The 15,079-nt window shown below is 75.7% G+C and carries 10 protein-coding genes and 1 pseudogene; all 11 read right to left on the bottom strand.

The window, feature by feature from the left end; genetic code table 11:
• Positions 1 to 176, bottom strand: a pseudogene (locus tag C5N14_RS26880) (sulfate adenylyltransferase small subunit); the annotation flags it as partial.
• A complete protein-coding gene (locus C5N14_RS26875; RefSeq protein WP_117671976.1) occupies positions 173 to 1,036 on the bottom strand; it encodes an inositol monophosphatase family protein in 864 nt (287 codons plus the stop codon). The gene C5N14_RS26875 and the pseudogene C5N14_RS26880, both read right to left, overlap by 4 nt.
• 40 nt (positions 1,037 to 1,076) lie before the next feature.
• A complete protein-coding gene (locus tag C5N14_RS26870; RefSeq protein WP_243640069.1) occupies positions 1,077 to 1,901 on the bottom strand; it encodes an ABC transporter permease in 825 nt (274 codons plus the stop codon).
• Positions 1,898 to 3,085, bottom strand: coding sequence for an ABC transporter ATP-binding protein (locus C5N14_RS26865; protein WP_117671974.1), 1,188 nt, complete (start codon positions 3,083 to 3,085; stop codon positions 1,898 to 1,900). The genes C5N14_RS26870 and C5N14_RS26865 overlap by 4 nt, the downstream gene beginning before the upstream one ends.
• Positions 3,086 to 3,183: 98 nt before the next feature.
• Positions 3,184 to 4,290 (bottom strand): PHB depolymerase family esterase, encoded by a 1,107-nt coding sequence (locus C5N14_RS26860; RefSeq protein WP_243640067.1) that lies wholly within the window; start codon positions 4,288 to 4,290, stop codon positions 3,184 to 3,186.
• Between the two features lie 117 nt (positions 4,291 to 4,407).
• On the bottom strand, positions 4,408 to 6,228 hold the full coding sequence (locus C5N14_RS26855; RefSeq protein ID WP_165878231.1) for a hypothetical protein: 1,821 nt from the start codon (positions 6,226 to 6,228) through the stop codon (positions 4,408 to 4,410).
• A gap of 93 nt (positions 6,229 to 6,321) precedes the next feature.
• Positions 6,322 to 7,284 carry a sulfotransferase domain-containing protein gene (locus C5N14_RS26850; protein ID WP_117671970.1) on the bottom strand — a complete coding sequence of 321 codons (963 nt, stop codon included), beginning with the start codon at positions 7,282 to 7,284 and terminating at the stop codon, positions 6,322 to 6,324.
• A 26-nt stretch (positions 7,285 to 7,310) separates the two neighbouring features.
• Positions 7,311 to 8,135, bottom strand: a complete 825-nt coding sequence (locus C5N14_RS26845; protein ID WP_243640070.1) for an alpha/beta fold hydrolase — start codon at positions 8,133 to 8,135, stop codon at positions 7,311 to 7,313.
• 2 nt (positions 8,136 to 8,137) lie between these two features.
• A complete protein-coding gene (locus C5N14_RS26840) occupies positions 8,138 to 8,452 on the bottom strand; it encodes an acyl carrier protein (protein ID WP_117671966.1) in 315 nt (104 codons plus the stop codon).
• Positions 8,453 to 8,508: 56 nt separating this feature from the next.
• The gene (locus C5N14_RS26835; protein WP_117671964.1) at positions 8,509 to 13,461 is read right to left on the bottom strand and encodes a type I polyketide synthase; all 4,953 of its coding nucleotides are present in this window, start codon (positions 13,459 to 13,461) and stop codon (positions 8,509 to 8,511) included.
• Positions 13,462 to 13,513: 52 nt separating this feature from the next.
• Positions 13,514 to 15,079, bottom strand: a 1,566-nt coding sequence (locus C5N14_RS26830; RefSeq protein WP_117671962.1) for an SDR family NAD(P)-dependent oxidoreductase, incomplete at its 5' end; no start/stop codon positions are given.

The raw sequence follows: 15,079 nt of genomic DNA, 5'->3' as shown, positions 1-15,079 counted from the left end.
CTCCCCGGCGCGAACGCCTTCTGCGCCAACCGCAACATCACGATCGAGTCCTTACCACCGGAGAACAGCAACACCGGCCGCTCCATCTCCGCCACCACCTCACGCATCACGAACACACTCTCCGCCTCCAGGGCATCGAGGTGTGAGACCTGGTACGCGGCCGAACCGCTGCTCATCGGGAGTCCTTTCGGGTAGACGGAACGGGGGAGCCGGCGGGAACCGCGCCGGTGAGCTGCCGCCGCAGCGCGGCGAGCAGCGGCTCGGCGAGTTCCCGGCGGCACACCAGCAGGTCGGGCAGGCGCGGGTCGGCCTGGTTGTACGCCAGCGGAGAGCCGTCGATCCGGGACGCGTGGAAGCCGGCCGCCGTGGCCACCGCCACCGGGGCGGCCGAGTCCCACTCGTACTGGCCGCCGGCGTGGATGTACGCGTCGACCTCACCGGTCACCACCGCGGCGATCTTCGCCCCCGCCGAGCCCATCGGCACCAGCTCGGCGCCGGCCTCGCCGGCCAGGTCGGTCAGGAAGGCGGGGGGACGGCTGCGGCTGGCCGCCAACCGGATCGCCGCGCCGGAGGGCGCGGGCGTCGCCGGCCCCGGGGGAGGGGCGTCGGTCGCCAGCACCCGGTGCTGCGCCGCAAGCCCGACCGCGCCGGCCACCAGGCCGTGCGGGGTGGTCCCGTCGCGCGCCCAGAGCGCCACGTGCACCGCCCAGTCCGAGCGGCCCTCCTCGGCGAACTCCCGCGTCCCGTCCAGCGGGTCGACGATCCACACCCGGTCGGCGGTCAGCCGGGACACCCCGTCGGCGGTGCCGACCAGCCGGGAGTCCTCGTCCTCCTCGGACAGCACCGCGTCGGCCGGACGCCACCTCGCCAGCTCGGCGCGGAGCAGGTCGTGGGACGCCCGGTCACCGGCGGCCTTCAGCGCGGCGGGATCGCCGTGGCCGTGCGCGGCGCGTACCGAGAGCAGCAGCTCGCCGGCGCGGGCGGCGAGCCGCCGGGCGAGCGCCGCGTCGGATTCCGGGGGATTCAGCTCAGGCATGGCAGCTCCTCGCAGGGGCCGGGGGGAAACACCCGGGCGGTCACTGGACCGCCCGGCGGCTGAAGCAGCGGACGCTGAGCCAGGTCAGCGCCACGGCCGCCCCGGTCAGCACGCTCAGGCACACCCACGCCGGGATGTGCGGCACGCCGGGCAGCAGCGCGCCCCGCACCCCCTCCGAGACGTACGTCATCGGGTTGAGGGCGGTGACGACCTGGTACCAGGGCATCGTCAGCCGCGGCCACGGGTAGTGGATGCATCCGGTCCAGATGATCGGGGTGAGGATCACCGAGAAGGTGACGTTGATCCGCTGCACCGGCAGGGTGGTGGCCAGGGCCATCCCGATCGCCCCGCCGATCCAGGCGCCGAGCAGCGCCACCAGGAACGCCAGGGGCAGCCCCGCCGGGCGCCACGGCGCCGAGCCGACCACCAGGGCGCCGAGCGGGTAGATCAGGACGGCCGCGAGCAGCCCTCGGACGGTCGCGATCACCAGCTTGCCGATCGCGACGAGGCCGGTCGGCAGCGGGGCCATCAGCCGGTCCTCGATCTCCATCGTGAAGCCGAACTCCTTCACCAGCGGCAGGGCCACGCTCTGCAACGCGGTGGTGAGGGCGGCCAGCGCGATGATGCCGGGCAGGAAGAGGCCGGCGAAGTCGCGCCCGACGATGCCCTGCCCGCCGAGGATGGTGTCGAAGACGAAGAGCATGAACAGCGGCGTCAGCCCGACCTGCACCAGGATGACCCACAGTTCCCGGCCGGTGACCATGAGGTCGCGACGCAGCACGGCGGCGAACACCCGGCCCGCCCCCGGGCGGGGGCGCGGGCGGACCGCCGGTCGCAGCGGGGTTGGCGTGTCGAGAGCGGTCACCGTGGCTCCCTTCCGGTGAGTTCGATGAAGACGTCCTCCAGGCTGGGCTCGCCGACGTCGACGGCGTTGACCGCCGCCGACCGGCCGGCGAGCACGGTCACCGCCGGGCCGAGCAGCGCGGCGGGATCGGTGGCCAGGTGCAGGCGGAAGCGCAGCCGGCCGCGACCGCCGGCCACCGGGCTCCCGCCGTTCGTCCCCGCGCCGTTGCGCCCGAGCCGGCCCGCGCCCGCGAGGGCGGCGAGGCCGCCGCCACCGGCCCGCGCGGCGAGTGCGGCCAGCGCGGCGCCACCGCCGGCCCCGGCGAGCCCGGCCCGGACGCCGCCCGGGAGACCCGCGCCCGCCCGCCGGTCCGCCGGCCCGGCGGGCAGCGCCAGCCGTTCCGCCTTGCGTACGCCGTCCAGCTCGCCGAGCGCGGCGCGGAGCGCGTCCGGGTCGTCGGTGGGGGCCGGGGTGACCGTGAGGTCGAGGATCGCGTCGCCGGCCAGGCCCCGGACCAGGTTCTCCGGGGTGTCGCAGGTGAGCAGCCGGCCGTGGTCGACGATGCCCACCCGGTCGACCACCCGGGCCGCCTCGTTCATCGCGTGGGTGGTCAGCACGATCGCCACCCCGCGCTCGCGTAGCCGGCGGATCTGGCCCCAGATCAGCAGCCGGGTCTGCGGGTCGAGGGCGTTGGTCGGCTCGTCGAGGAACAGCACCAACGGCTCGTGGGTCAGCGCGCGGGCGATCATCAGCCGCTGGGCCATCCCGCCGGAGTGCGCCTCGATCCGCCGGTCGGCCCGCTCCGCGAGGCCGAAGCGGTCCAGCAGCTCCGCGGCCCGGGCCTGCGCCTCCCGCCGGCTCACCCCGTGGTACGTCGCGTGGTGGACCAGGTTCTGCCGGGGGGTCAGCGCCCGGTCCAGGTTGTTGTGCTGGGGCACCACGGCGAGCTGGGCGCGGGCGGTGGCCGGGTCGCGGCCCACGTCGACGCCGCCGACCAGGGCCCGGCCGCCGGTGGCCCGCAGCCGGGTGGTCAGGATGCCGACGGTGGTGGACTTGCCGGCCCCGTTCGGTCCGAACAGGCCGAAGATCTCGCCCGGCGCGACGGCGAACGACAGCCCGTCCACGGCGTTCGCGTCGCTGCGGGGGTAGCGCTTGACGAGATCGTGGACCTCGACCACGGCCGGCCCGGCTCTGCTGGGCAGCATCTCTTCTCCTGTCCTGGGTGCGGGGGTGCGGGGGTGTGGGGTGCCGCCGCCCGCCGCCTGCGCGGTGCCGGCCGGCGGTGGGCGGCGGGCGCCGGCGGTCAGCCGCCGGCGGGCTTGGGGTGGGCGGCGAAGAACCGCCAGATGGTGTCGGTGGCGTTCAGGGCGGTGGAGGGCGGATCGAGGTCGAGCAGCTTCTCCGCCCGGGGTGGGTTGGGCTTGCCGCCCGGCCACTGGTGGCCCGCCCCGGCGATGGTGATCAGCTCGACGGCGCGCCCCTGGGCGCAGGTCGCCGCCGTCCGGGTGACCGGGCCGTCGGTGGTCGCCTTCGGCTCGGCGCAGCCGTCGACGGAACGCCACCGGGCGGCCAGCTCCGGCGTGGGCGGCCCGTCGATCTTCACCGGGTTGCGGCCGGTGCCGCCGTTGTCCCGGCGGCCTGGTCCGCCGCCGTACGGCATGGTCTTGTCCTGCTGGCCGTGGATGTGCAGCACCGACACCGGCTTCGGGGCGGGGCACTGGCCGGTCAGGGTGGTGGCCACCGCGCCGACCGCGGCGAACACCGTGGTGTCGCAGACCAGCCGGTACGCCAGCAGCCCGCCGTTGGAGATCCCGGTGACGTACGTGCGGGCCGGGTCGACCGGCAGGTCGCCGCCGATCGTGGCGACCAGCTCCGTGATGAAGCTGACGTCGTCGACCCCGTCGCGGGCCGGCGCGCCGCAGCACTCCGGGCCGACGGCCCAGGCCCGGTTCAGCCCGTCCGGGAAGGCGACCACGAAGCCGCCCTTGTCGGCCTGCTCGGTCCACCCGTACGACTCCTCGGCCTGGGCGCCGGTGCCGGCCGCGCCGTGCAGCATGACCACGAGCGGGACCGGGGCGGTCAGCTCGGCGGAGGCGGGCCGGTACAGCCGGTAGGTACGCTCCCGGCCGTCGACGGTGAGGGTGCGCTCGGAGGTGCCGACGGGCACGTCCGGTGCCGGCAGCGCGCCGCCGGAGGGCTGGGCGCTGACCGCCGGGCCGGGCCCGCCGTCGGTGGGCCCGGCGTCCTCCCGGTCGAGGCTGCACCCGGCGAGCGAGGTCAGGCCGACGAGCAGCGCGAGCGTCCCCGCGAGTCGGGACGCGGCGCCGGCCCCCGGCCGACCCGGCTGGCGGCGGACCGGCCGCCGGCCGCCGCCCGGTCCGGCCCCGGGGCGAAAAATGGTAAAAGGCATCATATGAACACTTTCGCCCGGGAATGTTCGAGCAATGTCAGGAACGCGCCAGGATTCGGCAAGGGCCACGGGTCGCCGGCCCGTCGACGGCGTGTCACCGGGCCGGCGACCCCGGCCTCAGCAGCCGCCCCTGAGCCGGATCAGCTCCCAGCCGCCCTCGGGGACGTCGTCGTTCGGGTCGGTCCGTAGGTTCATCGGGTTCGCCATGCCCAGGTACAGCGTCGAGCCGTCGGTGACCATGTTGCGCACGCCGTAGTTCAGGTAGTTGCCCACCCCGGAGTTGTCGATCGTCGTCGCCGGCCTGTTCGGCGACGAGAACGCGTACAGGTCGCCGCCGTACACCGCCTCCGGGCGCTCGGCGGCGGCCGGCGCGCCGGCGGCGGCATCGAGCGGCGCCTCGGCCAGCGCGTCACCGAGCTGCGGCGACAGGCCGAGCTGGGCGGCGGTCTCCTGGCCGAGCTCCTTGGCCAGGTAGCTCCAGTCCATGGTGCCGACGTACAGCTTCCCGCCGGCCACGACCATCTTCCAGGTGTAGTTGTTGTACGGGTTGCCGAAGCCGGCCGGACCGAACTTCGGGGTCTGGTGCGTCGACTGCATCGCCCAGGCCCCGGCCCCGCCGTTGGCCGCCGGGTCGTACGCGGGCAGCTCGGTCGAGCCGTAGAGCAGGTCGACCTTCTGGTGGTGGGCGGAGCCGAAGCCCCTGCCCCGGTAGATGCTGATCGACCGCTGGGTGTTCTGGATCGTGGCCTGGGTGGCCGTCTCGTCCTTCGGCGGGTACGTGGCCAGGTGCACGGTGGTCGCCTTCATCGGCACGTGCATGGTGCCCCAGTACAGGTAGCCGCCGTAGGAGGCCAGGCCGCCCAGGGCGTAGGCGCGGGCGACCACCGGGTCCGGCTCGTAGCTGGACACGTTCCACACCTGCTGCCAGCCGTCGGCGTCCTCGGGGTTGAGCCCCGGCGCGCCCGCCGACAGCTTCGGGCTCATCCAGACCGCGGCGATGCTCGTCGGCACGGCGACGTCGGCCGTCGGGCCGGCCAGTTCGTCGTCCGAGCCCGGCCAGGTGGTGACGAAGACCCGTCCCTCGTGGACGGTCAGGTCGGCGGCCTGCGCCGGCAGGTTCGCCACCACCGTGAAGGCGAACGGGTCGGTCTTGCTGCCCGCCCAGCGCAGCACGTGGCCGCGTTCGCCGCCGTTGGCGCCGACGCCCACCCCGGCGTACAGCGCGCCGTCGGCCACCGTGAAGTGCCGGATGTTGCCGTACGTGGGGAGGTTGCGCGACCCCAGGTACGCGCCGGTGTCGGTGTCGAACGCGAACAGGTTGACGCTCTCGCCCAGCGCCGGGCCGCCCAGCAGGGCCACCCCGCCGAAGTTGCCGGCGGCCCGGATGCCGGCCGTGGTCTGCAGCCGGTTGGCGTCGTCGGTGGAGGCGGCCTTCACCAGGTCGGTCTTCTCGGTCAGCGTGCTGGTCCTGGTGTCGTACGCGTAGAGGCGCGGCGGGCGGTGGTCGCCGAGGATGGGCGGCAGCTGCGGGTTGCGCTTGGCGATCTGGCTCTCGCCGTACTCGCAGGCCCAGTCGGCGTTCACCGTCGGCCTGGTGTTGCGCAGCGCCCTTCCGCTGGTCAGGCAGTTGACGTTCGCCCCGGTGCCGAACCACAGTGTCCTGCCGGCCCGGGTCATCCCCCACAGGTACGACTGGTTGACCTTGGCCTGTCCGGCGGCGCAGGGCGGGCCGGCCGGGTACGGCTGTCCGATCCCGGCGAAGCACTCGTCCGCCGCGGCCTTCGCGAGTAGCTGCGGGGTGCTCGGGTGCGCGCCGGCTGCGCCGGCGGCGTCGAGCGGCGCGCCGAGCGCCGCCGAGGGAACCGCCAGCACGGGCCCGAGCCCGAGTACGGCGACGACGGCCAACAGCCGCCGCGCGGAGATCCGGAGTGGATTCACCAACTGCCTCTCTTTCCGGGGAAGGGTGGACACCCGTGGCGCGGGTCCGGCGAGGCGGACCCGCCCGGCGGGCGGGACAACAGGGAGGACGGCTCAGACGGCGGCGGGCTGCGCCCTGCGCGCCGGGGCGACGACCCGGCCGGCGACCCGCCCGGCCCACTCGGGCGCGTCCTCGAACTCCAGGTAGTGGCCGAGCTGCGTCAGCTCGCCGACCGGGTCGGCGACCAGGTCCTCGTACCGCATCCGCAGCAGGTGCTCCGGCGGCACGTCGGCCAGCGCCTGATCGGCCTGGCTGGACATGAACGCGCAGAGGGCGAGGTAACGCCGGATCTCCTGGCCGCGCTCCCGCAGCGCCTCGGCGGTCAGCCGGTCCGGCAGGAACCGTTCCAGGTCCGCCGGCACCTCCTGGCCCGGGCCGACCCGGAACGGGTCCAGGCCGCAGCGGCCCAGGAACTCCACCCGGAGCTGGATGAGCTGGAACGACGAGTGCCGGCTCATCGACCGGGCGGTGTCCTCCCAGTTCCGGGTCAGGTAGACGATCTTGCAGTCCGGGAAGCCCTTCAGCAGGTACGGCGCCACGTGGCTGGAGCCTCCCGAGCGCTCCACCCAGCGCTTCTTGCCGGTCAGGGTGGCGAGCAGGTCGAGGAAGTCGCTGTGGTGCCGGGCCACCGTCTGGGTGCCGAACTCCGGGACCCGCTCGGCGAGCTGGTCGAACAGCGCGTCCGGGTCGGCCGTGAGCTTCGACAGGGTGATCGCCAGGATCCGGGGCAGCTCCGTCAGCCGGCCCGCCCACCGGCCGGTCTCCGGGTAGCGGACCTCCTTGGGCGGCAGCCCGATCCGGAACAGCGTGGACAGTTCCGCCTTCGGGCTGGCCAGCACCGCCCAGTACTCGGCGCCGGTGAGCACCTCGGCGCTGCGCGCCCAGGGCGCCACCGACATGAAGAACTCCTGGGCCGAGAGCGTGTCCCGCTGCTCGTGGATGAGGTCGGAGAGCAGCGTCGAGCCGCACCGACCGTTGCTGATGATGATCGACCGTCCCGTGATCGGGGTGTCCATCGAAAGACCTCCTGGGTGTCGCGCTGTCATGCGGTGGTGGATCGGGCCACGTCGAGCGAGCACTCCTCGGCGAGCCAGGCGAAGACGAGCCGGCGGACCTCCTCCGGCCGGTCGATCAGCACGGTGTGCCGCTGCTCGGGCAGGACGACGACCCGGGCCTGCGGCAGCAGCCCGCGTACCGCCGGGGCCAGCTCCCGCACCGCGGAGGCCCCGCCGTAGACGCAGAGCACGGGGCACCCGATCGCGGCCAGCGCCTCGGTCGTCGGCAGCCGGCTGGCCGGAAGCTCCTGCGCCAGGGTGGTGTCGGCGAGCATCCGGCCCGTCTCGGCGGCCCGCCGGGCGGCGACCCGGCCCCGGGCGACGCCGATCTCGGCCAGGGCCCCCCGCTGCGGCAGCCGGGCGGCGACCCGGTCGAGCCGGACCCGCACCCGCCGCATCCACTCCGGGGTGGGCGGCGCGGACTCGACGGCCACGATGCCGGCCACCCGGTCGGGGTGGCGGGCGGCGTAGCCGAACGCGATCGTCGCGCCGAACGAGTTGCCCAGCAGCAGCAGCGGGCCGGTGACGTCCAGGCCGGCCAGCAGCGCCGCCAGGTCGTCGACGAGGTCGTCCAGGGCGTACCCGGTGGCGGGGCGCTCGCTGCGCCCGTGCCCGCGCAGGTCGTACAGCACGGTCGGGAAGCCCGCCCGGGCCAGCGGCTCGGCCATGGTGAAGTACCAGCTCGCCATGGTGTCCGAGGCCATCCCGTGGATGAGCACGGCGGCCGGCGTCGGTCCGGTCCGGCCGCCCGGGGCCGGACCGGTGGGATCGAGTCGCTGCACGTGCAGCGTGATCCCGTTCGCCGGGACCATGGTCACCGGCTGCCCGCCCCGACCTCGTCCGCGTCCGCGCCCGCCAGCGAGGTGGCGATGTGCTCGACGAGCTGCCCGACCCGCAGCTCGCCCACCGTCTCCAGGTCCAGCTTGGCGACGAAGTGGGCGAAGTTGACCGTGTCGCCGTAGCGGGCCTGGAGCCGGCCGGCGAGCGAGACGACGTCGATGCTCTCCATCCCCAGGTCGCCCTGGAACGTGGTGTCCATGGTGACGGCCTGGTCCTCCGCGAAGTCGCCCAGTACGGCGTTGATCATCTCGGTGAGCTCGGCGAGGATGCTGTCCTGGGCCGCGGGCATGATGGTTGCTCCTTCTGATCCGGTGGGCTGGCCTGCTGTCACGCTCGGCTGGTGGTTCACGGTCGGGACACCCCGGGCGGGGCTGCGGGGTCCGGGTCCGGGCCCCAGGTCCAGGCGACGACGTACCGCCTGGGCGGCAGGTCGGCGGGGTTGGCCACGTCCCGGTGGCCGACCCGGTACGTGCGCCCGTCGACCTCGACGGTCAGCGCGGCGTCGGCGGCCTCGCGCACCCGGAACCGGCGTGGCCGGCCGTCCAGCCCGGTGCCCTCGGCCTTGCCGACCGCCTCCTTGGCCGCCCAGAACCGGGTGAACCACAGCCGCCGCGCCGCCGCGTCCCCGCCGGCCAGCGACGCCAGCAGCGTCGCCTCCGCGTCGGTGAGGGCGAAGCTGAACGTGCTCTCCGGGTGGTCGGTGACCTCCGCGACGTCGATGCCGACGCCGGGACCGCCGGTGGTCGCCCCGGGGGCACGCCGCCGGGCGATCGCCACCCCGATCTCCGCGCAGTGCGCGAGCGAGACGTCGCAGTCGCCGAGGCCGCGACCGGGCCGCCCGCGCACCCACGGCCGGCCGTCCGCGTCGTTGCCGACGGTCAGCTCGATCGGGTAGATGTCGGTGTGGCCGTCCTCCCACAACCGGGCCCGCACCGCGTCCTTCGCCGCGATCCGGCCCAGCATCCACTGCTTGCGGGTCTTCGCCGGCTGCCGCTCGTAGTCGGCGTACGCGGCGCCGCCGAGGATGCCCCGGGCCGCCATGCCCCGGGTGACCAGGTCGGTCCAGCAGTCGAACGCCATCGTCCAGCCCTCGGGCTGCAACAGCGACATCGGGTGCCGCTCGGGGAAGCGTTCCGCCACCCGGGCCTGCGGGTGGCTGTCGAACCGGCGGTCGATCGCCCCCTCGATCTGCGCCCACACCCGCCCCCGGAAGCTGAGCTGGGTGTCGGCGACGAGCTGGCCGTCGTCGATGGAGCGGACCCGGGCGACGCACTCGAAGGCCCGGCCGGCCGGCGGGGGCGGCCCGAAGAACCGCACGTGCCCGAGGCCCACCGGCAGCGCCACCGTCCGGAACGGCTGGGTGGTGATCAGCCAGTTGCCGATGAGCTGGAGCGCGTTGTCCAGCAGCGCGCCGGGCGGCACCGGGGCGGTCACCACGCCCCGCACGTGCATGTCGCCGAGCGCGTGCACCCGCGTCACGCCCTGGAACTGCGGGCCGTGGAACATCAGCCGCTCCGCGTACATCTCGGCGGCGCCGAGGGTGGGCGGTCGCTCGGTGGCCGCGTCGTGCGTCCAGACCTGCGGCGGCGTCGGGTACCCGACGCCGACCTCGATGGTGGCCCGGGCGTACCCGGCGAAGACGACGGCGTACCGGTTCGGCCCGGCGGACCGCACCACGATCTCCACGTCCGTCGCCGGCTCGGCGATCAGCCACTTGTTGAACCTGGCGTCGTGCACGGCCACCACCCGGACGTCGGGCACCAACTGCTCGACCGCCTCCACCATGTGCGCGACCAGGGCGGTCGCCGGCACCACGGGCCACCGGTCCTCCGGGTCCGGCCAGTCGTCCGGCTGCACGAAGAAGCAGTGGTCCAGCAGGTACGGCATGGTCTCCAGGGAGACCCGCAGGGTGATCCGGCCGACCTCCGTGCCGGCGCCCGCGGCGGGCGCCGGGCGGGCCGGGGCGGCCTGCGGTGCGGCGGCGGGCCGGGCGGCCGGGGACCCGGGCGGCGGGCCCCCCGGCACCCGGGGCGCGGCGGTGCCCGCTGCGGCGCCGGGTGGCGCGGGGCGGTTCGCCACCGGCGCGGCGGGCGGCGCCGGCAGGGTGCGGGCCGGTGCGGCGGGCGGGGCCGCCGTGCCGCTGCCGGCGGCGGCCAGCACGCTGACCGCGCCCTGCGCGGTGTCCCGCAGCAGCGCCGCGAGTTCCGCCGCCGCGCTGGACTGGCCGGCGAGCCGGTGCAGCGCGGCCAGCGCGGTGGCCGGGTCGTCGGACTGTGCGGCGGCGGCGTGCTGCGTGGCGGTGACCCGGGGCGCGGCCGGCTGCGCGAGCGGCCGGGCGACCGGCGTCGGCGCGGCGGCCGGGCGGCCCGGGGTGGCGCCCCGGGCCGGACCCGGGTACGTCCCGGGACCGGTGGCCCGCTCCGGCGCGGCGGCCGGCCGGGCGGGCTGCCCGCCGCCGGTGACCGGGGACGGTGTCGCCGCCGGGCCCGGCCCGGCGGTCGGCGACGCGGTCAGGCCGAGCAGGCCGGCCGCGTCCGCGCCGAGGCGCACCAGGGGACCGCCCAGGTCGAGCTTCACCCGGGGCCCGCGCCGGCCGGTGCTGCCGGTGGGCTTCGCCGGGCCGGCGGCGGTGGTCGGCGGGGTGCGCTCCGGCGCGGACAGGGCCCGCAGGTCCGGCGCGCCGCCCTCCACCCAGAGCGCGGTGGCCACCCGCCGAAGCTGGTTCAGCCCGCCGCGGTGCGCGGTGTTCACCGGCATCGCGAGGTGGTCGCGTCCGCGCAGGTTGTCGCCGATCAGCGAGGCGAGCTGCCCCGCGCCGACCTGGAGGAAGACCCGGAACCCGGCGGCGTACATCGCCTCGACGGTCTGCCGGAACCAGACCGGCTCCATCATGTGCCGGACGAAGATGCGGTTCACCTCGTCCTCGTCGGCCGGGAACGGCGCGTGCAGGGTCGCCGACCACACCGGCATCCGGGTCGGGTGGACCTCCCAGCGGCCCAGGGCGGCGCCGATCGAGGTCAGCCCGTCGGCGAAGGCGGGGGTGTGGAACGCCGAACGGAACGGCAGCTTCTGGCACAGGACGTTGCGGGTACGCAGCGCCTCGACGAGGCGGTCGACCTGCGGCTCCGGCCCGTTCACCACCGACTGCCCCGGGGCGTTGTCGTGCGAGAGCACCACCTGCGGGAAGTCGCCGAGCAGCGGGGTGACCTGGTCCGCGCCCGCGCCGACGGCCGCGAAGACGTACCCGGAGACCTCCACCGAGTCGGCGTTGAACAGCTCCAGGAACTCGTCCATCGCCGCGGTGCTGACCTGGCCGCTGACCGCGGCGGCGGTCCACTCGCCGATGCTGTGCCCGGCGACCGCGTCGGGCCGCACGCCGATCCGGTCCAGCGCCTCGTTGAGCAGCTTGCCCACCTCGATCAGGCCGGCGCCGTGCCGGCCCAGGTCGGCGGCGGACCACTCGCGGTCCGGCAGCCCGAAGTGGGCGGCCAGGTCGGCGGTGCGCGGGGAGAACTCCGCCTCCAGCCCGGGGAAGACGAAGGCGAGCTTGCCCGCCCCGTCGCCGAGCAGCGGCTCCGGGCTGAACCAGATGTCCCGCCCGCCCCGCCAGGCCCGCCCCCGGGCCACCGTCTTGCGGGCCACCGCGAGCAGCTTGTCCGTCGGGTTGACGATCCCGAGCCGGGCCCGTCCCGGCGCGTCGCCGCCGGAGCGGGCGGCCAGGTCGGCGCCGAGCCGGCGTACCTCCTGGTCGTCGCCGGCCAGCAGCCCGGCGAGCCCGGCCGGGTCCGGCGCGGCCAGCCAGAGCACCTGGTCCGGCTCGTCGACGGCGACCGTGCCGGCGACCGTGCCGGCGGCCGGGACGGCGATCGGCGCGACCGGCTCGCCCACCTGGTCGGGCGCCTGCTCGATGATCACGTGGGCGTTGATCCCGCCGAACCCGAACGCGTTGACCCCGGCCCGGCGCGGCCCGTCGCCCTCCCACGGCCGGGCGCTGTCGATCGGGGCGAACCGGGTCGCCGCCATCTCGGCCCGGGGCGACTCGCAGTGCAGGGTGGGCGGCAGCACCCCCCGGTGCACGGCGAGCGCGGCCTTGATCAGACCGGCGACCCCGGCGGCCGGCATGGTGTGCCCGATCATCGACTTGACCGAGCCGATCACCGGACGCGGACCGCCCCGGTACGGGCCGAACACCTCGGCCACCGTGGTCAGCTCGGCGGCGTCCCCGGTCGGGGTGCCGGTGCCGTGCGCCTCCAGCAGGCCCAGCGCGTCCGGGGCGGTCGGGTCCAGGCCGGCGGCCTCCCAGGCCCGCCTGATGGCCAGCACCTGCCCGGACACCGCCGGGTTGAACATGCTCGCCGAGCGGCCGTCGCTGGACACCCCGCTGCCCCGGATCACCGCGTAGACCCGGTCGCCGTCGCGCACCGCGTCGGCGTACCGCTTGAGCACCACCACGCCGGTGCCCTCGCCGATCAGCAGCCCGTCGGCGGCGGCGTCGAACGGCCGGATCTCGCCCTGCCGGGACAGCGCCCGGAGCTGGTTGAACACCGACCAGAAGCTGATGTCGTGCACGTGGTGCACGCCGCCGGCGAGCACCGCGTCCAGCCGGCCGTTGAGCAGCTCGGTGACGCCCTGGTCGACGGCGATCAGCGACGAGGCGCAGGCCGCGTCGATGGTGTACGCGGGGCCGCGCAGGTTGAGCCGGTTGGCCACCCGGGAGGCGGCCAGGTTCGGCACCAGGCCGATCGTCCCCTCCGGCTGGTACGGGCCGAGCCGCTCGTCGAACTTCCTGCGCAGCAGCTCCAGCCGGGCCGGGTCGAGGTCGGGCACCAGCTCGCGCAGGACCCCGATGACCTGGCTGGACATCCGTACCCGCTGGGCGTAGCGGGCCTGGGCGGGGCTGAGGATGCCGCCCCGGCCCAGGATGACGCCGACCCGGTCGCCGGCAGGCAGCCGCTCGGCGCCGCCCGCGTCGTCGATCGCCGCGGCGGCCACCTCCAGCGTGATCAGCTGGTCCGGCTCGATGTCACCGATCGAGGCGGGCATCACCCCGAACCGCAGCGGCTCGAAGGTGGCGTACTCGTCGACGAAGCCGCCGCGCCGGCAGTACATCCGGTCCGCCCGGTGCGCCTGCTCCGGGTCGTAGAACTCCTCGTCCCAGCGGTGCGGCGGCACCTCGGTGATCGCGTCCACCCCGTCGACCAGGTTGCGCCAGTAGCTCTCCAGGTCGCCTGCGGAGGGCATCAGGGCGGCCATCCCGACGATGGCGACCCGGTCGGGCGCGTCGGCGCCGTTGCTCATCGGTACCTCCGGCGTGCGGTGCGGGCAGGGGCGTGGCGGGGCATCGGCGCGCTCACCACCCGGAGGCGGTGTAGACGACCGAGGTGACCTTCGCGTCGGCCCAGGCCAGCTCCCGCAGCAGGGCGAGCGCGCCCTCCTCCGGGTCGATCAGGCCGATGCCGCGGCGGGCGTACTCCCGGCTCAGCTCGGCGGTGACCATGCCGCCGTGGCCGGCGCCGGGGGCCCACGGCCCCCAGTGGACGGTCAGGCAGCGCACCCCGGTACGGGCCGCGTAGCGGGCGCCGATGGTGTCCAGGGCGTCGTTGGCCGCCGCGTAGTCGGCCTGCCCCCGGTTGCCGTAGGCGGCGGCGATGCTGCCGAAGAAGACCACGAACCGCGGCGCGGCCGGCAACTCGTCCAGGCCGGCCAACAACCCCCGCGCCCCGTCGACCTTGGTGTCGAAGACCCGGGTGAACGACGCCGGGTCCTTCTCGGCGATCAGCTTGTCCTCGATGATCCCGGCGGCGTAGACGACGCCGTCGAGGCGGCCGTGCTCGGCGTGGATGCCGGCCAGCAGCCGCCGGGTCGCCGCCGCGTCCCGCACGTCCAGGGCGTGGTAGCGGACCTCACCACCCAGCTCGGTCAGCTCGGCGATGGTCGCGGTCACCTCCCGGGCGGCCAGGATCCGCTGCGCGGTCCGGTCGATCTCGACCGGCGACCGCAGCCCCTGCCGGGCCAGCGCGGCGACCAGCGCCGCCTTGTCGCCGGCCGCGGCCAGCGCCGGGTCCTCCGGGCCCTCGGGCAGCGGCGTACGGCCGACCAGCTCGATCCGGCACCGGCTGGCCGAGGCGAGCGCCCGGGCGAACCACGGGGTGATGCCCCGCGCCCCGCCGATCAGCACGACCACCGAGTCCCGCTCCAGTCCGATCGCGGCGGCCTCGGCCACCCCGTCGCCGGCCGGGCCGGCGCCGCCGGCGGCCAGCGCGCCCAGCTCGACCGGCACCAGGTCCGCGACGTACCGGTCGGATCCGCGCCGGGCGACCACCGGGGCGTCGGAGGCGGTGACCAGCTCGTCGAGGAGCTGCCGGGCCAGCGCCTCGGGCGCCGCCGCCGGGTCCACCTCGACGAAGCGGGCGGTGAGCTGCGGATACTCGCGGGCGATCGTGCGGAACAGGCCGGGCATGCCGTCGGCGGCGCCGGTGGCGTCCCGCGACCCGGCGGCGAGCAGCCAGCGCGGGCCGGCCGCCAGGGCCCGCTTCAGCAGCGGGAACACGTCCGGCAGCAGCGGCTCGTCGAGGTTGGTCAGCCCGTCGAGCACCAGCACCCCGTCGAAGCCCTGGCCGGCCTGCTCGCTGTCGAGCACCCCGAGCTGGCCGCCGGCCCCGTGCTGGCCGAGCAACTCGGCCAGGTACGCCCCGACCGGCCCGCCCCCGGTGATCAGGAACCGGGCGCCGGTGAGCACGGTGGCCGGGTCGCCGACCTCCTCGGCGCGGACGCTCTCCTGGGCGACCAGCCGCTTCGGGGCGATCCCCACCCCGACCTCGGCCGGGGCGTCGGCGGGCGCGGCGGCGATCACGGCCGGCACGGCGACGGTCGCCGTGGCGCTGAGGGTCGCCGTGGCGGTGACCGCGCCGTTGAG

This window comes from Micromonospora sp. MW-13 (assembly GCF_003434305.1).
In the GTDB taxonomy this organism is placed as follows: domain Bacteria; phylum Actinomycetota; class Actinomycetes; order Mycobacteriales; family Micromonosporaceae; genus Micromonospora.
The sequence above is the reverse complement of the archived record's forward strand: the minus strand, read 5'-3'. Positions and strand labels throughout refer to the sequence as shown.

Bases quoted from the DNA above. Each gene is read 5' to 3' on its own strand.
- C5N14_RS26875 (WP_117671976.1), bottom strand. From the start codon at position 1,036: ATGCCTGAGCTGAATCCCCCGGAATCCGACGCGGCGCTCGCCCGGCGG.
- C5N14_RS26865 (WP_117671974.1), bottom strand. From the start codon at position 3,085: ATGCTGCCCAGCAGAGCCGGGCCGGCCGTGGTCGAGGTCCACGATCTC.
- C5N14_RS26860 (WP_243640067.1), bottom strand. From the start codon at position 4,290: ATGCCTTTTACCATTTTTCGCCCCGGGGCCGGACCGGGCGGCGGCCGG.
- C5N14_RS26850 (WP_117671970.1), bottom strand. From the start codon at position 7,284: ATGGACACCCCGATCACGGGACGGTCGATCATCATCAGCAACGGTCGG.
- C5N14_RS26845 (WP_243640070.1), bottom strand. From the start codon at position 8,135: ATGGTCCCGGCGAACGGGATCACGCTGCACGTGCAGCGACTCGATCCC.
- C5N14_RS26840 (WP_117671966.1), bottom strand. From the start codon at position 8,452: ATGCCCGCGGCCCAGGACAGCATCCTCGCCGAGCTCACCGAGATGATC.
- C5N14_RS26835 (WP_117671964.1), bottom strand. From the start codon at position 13,461: ATGAGCAACGGCGCCGACGCGCCCGACCGGGTCGCCATCGTCGGGATG.